The 3,675-nt window shown below is 65.2% G+C and carries 3 protein-coding genes; all 3 read right to left on the bottom strand.

The annotated features are described in order from the left end of the window. Positions 1–892 (bottom strand): acyl-CoA dehydrogenase family protein (locus AC1D00_RS31650; protein ID WP_477013369.1); only part of this gene is annotated, 892 nt, incomplete at its 3' end. 137 nt (positions 893–1,029) lie between these two features. Next, complete coding sequence (locus AC1D00_RS31645) at positions 1,030–2,277, bottom strand: acyl-CoA dehydrogenase (RefSeq protein ID WP_477013368.1); 1,248 nt, start codon at positions 2,275–2,277, stop codon at positions 1,030–1,032. A 130-nt stretch (positions 2,278–2,407) separates the two neighbouring features. Next, a complete protein-coding gene (locus AC1D00_RS31640) occupies positions 2,408–3,535 on the bottom strand; it encodes an acyl-CoA dehydrogenase family protein (RefSeq protein ID WP_477013367.1) in 1,128 nt (375 codons plus the stop codon). Positions 3,536–3,675 lie beyond the last annotated feature (140 nt).

Here is a 3,675-nt window from a genome sequence, read left to right as displayed (position 1 = left end):
TCACCGCCCAGCTCGCAAGCTTGGAGCGCACCGCGGGATCGTCGATGGCGAGCCCGTCCTCGAGCATCAGATTGGAGCAGAACTCGAACATTTCAGGGACGCCGGTCGCAAGCCGCGAACCGATCGACATCCGCTCGTTCATCAGTGTCGTCAGCGAGACGCTCCAGCCCTCGCCGACGGCGCCGAGGCGCTGGCTGTCCGGGATCACCACGTCGGTGAAATAGACCTCGTTGAACTCCTGCATACCGTTGGCCTGCTTGATCGGCCGCACCTCGACGCCCGGGCTCTTCATGTCCAGGAAGAACATGGTGAGGCCCTTGTGCTTGGGCACGTTCGGATCGGTGCGCGCGATCAGAAGGCCGAAGTCGGAATAATGCGCGCCCGAGGTCCAGATCTTCTGACCGTTGACGACCCAATTGTCGCCCTTCTTCTCCGCGCGCGTGCGCAAGCCCGCGACATCAGAGCCGGCCGAGGGTTCGGAGAACAGCTGGCACCAGATCTCCTCGCCCGAAGCGAGCTTCGGCAAGTACCGGCGCTTGGCGTCCTCGCTGCCGAAGGCCATCACGGTCGGGCCGCACATGCCTTCGCCGATCTGGAACGGCTGCGTCAGCTTGCCGTAGACGCCCTCCTCCTGCTGCCAGATCACGCGCTCGATCGGGGTGGCGCCGCGGCCGCCATATTCCTTCGGCCAGTGCAGGCAGGCCCAGCCGCCCTCCGCCTTCTTCTTCTGCCAGGCCTTGCCGACATCGACGATGTCGTGCTGGGCGAGCCGGATGYGGCCGAGCGAGGATTTGGACAGCTCCGCCAAAAACTCCTTCGGCGCGTTGGCCTCGACCCATTTGCGCGCGGTCTCGCGGAATGCGGCTTCCTGCGGGGTGTCGTCGAAGTTCATTTTCGAACTCTCCTCTCTCGTGCCCCGGACGCAGCGCAGCGCCTAAGCGGTGCGCTGCAGAGCCGGGGCCCATTGTGGCTTTCTGGGTCCCGGCTCTGCGAAGCAGCGCGGCGCGCTGCATCGCGTCCGGGACACGATCAGTTTCTTCCCTTCGTCGGGATCTTGTTGAACGGCACGTCCTTGTCGACGCGGATGTCGCCGGGCAAGCCCAGCACCCGCTCGGCGATGATGTTGCGCATGATCTCGTCGGTGCCGCCTTCGACACGGGTGCCCGGCGCGCGCAGCAGCATGGCCTGGAAACGGCCCGCGATTTCGGCATCCTCGGGGCCGCTGATGACACCGCTCGCGCCCTGCAAGTCCAGCGCGTAGGTCGCAACGTCCTGGATCATCGACCCCGCAACGAGCTTGCCGATCGAGTTCTCCGGCCCCGGCCGCTCGCCCTTCGACAGCGCCGAGATCGCGCGCATGCTGGTGTAGCGCAGGCCGCTCGCCTTCACCGCCCAGTTCGCGAGCTTCGAGCGCACCGCGCGATCCTCGATCGCCGGACCGTCCTCCAGCATCAGGCTGGAGCAATAGTCGAACAGTTCGGGGAAACCGGTCGAGACGCCCGCGCCGATCGACATGCGCTCGTTCATCAGCGTGGTCAGCGAGACGTTCCAGCCGTCACCGACCTCGCCGAGACGCTGATGGTCGGGGATACGCACGTTGGTGAAATAGACCTCGTTGAAATCGGAGGCACCGCTCGCCTGCTTGATCGGCCGCACCTCGACCCCCTCGCTCTTCATGTCCAGGAAGAACATGGTGAGGCCCTTATGCTTGGGCACGGTTGGATCGGTGCGGGTGAGCAGGATGCCGTAATCGGAATAATGCGCGCCCGATGTCCAGATCTTCTGGCCGTTGATGACCCATTCATCGCCGTCCTTCTCCGCCCGCGTGCGCAAGCCGGCAACGTCGGAGCCGCCGGCCGGCTCGGAGAACAGCTGGCACCACACCTTTTCGCCTGATGCGAGCGGCGGCAGATAGGCGCGCTTATGCTCCTCCCGTGCGAATGCCATCACGGTCGGCCCGCACATGCCGTGGCCGATGATGAACATATGAGAGAGCTTGCCGAACGGCCCCTCTTCCTGCTGCCAGATCACGCGCTCGATCGGCGACGATCCACGGCCGCCATACTCCTTCGGCCAGTGCAGGCAGGCCCAGCCGGCATCGGCTTTCTTCTTCTGCCAGGCCTTTGCCACTTCGAGGATGTCAGCGTTCTTGAGCTGGGTGCGGCCGAGCGAGGATTTGCGCAGCTCGTCCTCGTACTGCCTGGGCGCGTTCGCTGCGATCCAGGCGCGTGCGGTGGCGCGGAATTCGGCTTCTTGCGGGGTGTCGTCGAAGTTCATGGTCTTGTCTCTCGGTTCGTTCCCCGGACGCTGCGCAGCACGAAGTGATGCGCTGCAGATCCGGGGTCCATTGCGGCCCCTGGGTCCCGGCTCTGCGGCGCTTCGCGCCGCGTCCGGGACACGATCATCATCAAGCCGCGTTCTTCTTCCGCATACGGTCGATCAACTGGTCTTCCCAATAGGACAGGCTGCCGAGGGCCAGCGCCATCGCGTTCGCCCGGCGGTAGTACATGTGGCAGTCGAACTCCCAGGTGAAACCCATGCCACCGTGCACCTGGATGTTGTTCTTGGCGCAGTGCTGGAACGCCTGCGTCGCGCTGATGCGGGCGGCGGCGGCGGCTTCCGGCAATTCGGACGCGTTGGTCGAAAGCGCCCAGGCGCCGTAATAGCTGTTGGAGCGCGCCAGCGTCGCCGACACGTACATGTCCGCAAGCATGTGCTTCACCGCCTGGAACGAACCGATCTGGCGGCCGAAGGCAATGCGGTCGAGCGCGTAATCGCGGCCCATCTCCAGCGCGCGGTCGGAGCCGCCAACCTGCTCGAAGGCGCACAACACCGCGGCACGGTCGAGCACCTGGGTGAGGATGCTCCAGCCCTCGCCGGCCGCGCCCAGCGGCTCGGCCTTGCAGTCCTTGAAAGTGATCTCGGCCTGGCCACGCGTCGGATCAAGGTTGGTCAGGCTTTTCACCTCGACGCCGCCGCCCTTGAGATCGACCAGGAACAGCGAGATGTCGCTCTCACGCCCGCTCGAAGCTGTGCGCGCTGCAACGACGGCGAAGTCGGCGATCGCGCCATCGGCCACGGGCTTCTTGACGCCATTGAGCGCGCCATTCGCAGCAGTCAGCTTGATGGCCTTCGGCGACGGATTGCCCTTGCCCTCGAACAACGCCAGCGTCCCGATCGCCTCGCCCGAGGCAATCGCCGGCAGCCACTTTTTCTTCTGCGCGTCGCTGCCGGTGATCAGCAGCGCTTCCGCGGCAAGATAAACGGTCGAGGAGAACGGCACCGGCGCATTGGCCCGGCCCATCTCTTCCGCGATCACGCAAAGCTCGAGATGGCCGGCGCCCGCGCCGCCGAATTCTTCGGGGATTGCGACGCCGAGGAAGCCCATCTCGGCGAGGCCCTTCCAGAGTTCCTTGTCGTAGGGTGYCTTGCCGTCGAGCACGACGCGCACCGCCTTGGGCGAGCATTTTTCGGTGAGGAATTTGCGCGCCTGGTCGCGGAGCTGCTTCTGGTCGTCGGAGAAGTCGAAGTTCATGGCGGGCTACCCTTGTTTATTCGTCTTCATTTGTTGATGCCGTCATTCCGGGGCGCGCGGAGCGCGAGCCCGGAATCCATAACCACGAGCCGGGGTTATGGATTCCGGGCCTGCGCCTTCGGCGCATCCCGGAATGACGA

Source organism: Bradyrhizobium sp. P2_E8, assembly GCF_056403875.1.
The sequence above is the reverse complement of the archived record's forward strand: the minus strand, read 5'-3'. Positions and strand labels throughout refer to the sequence as shown.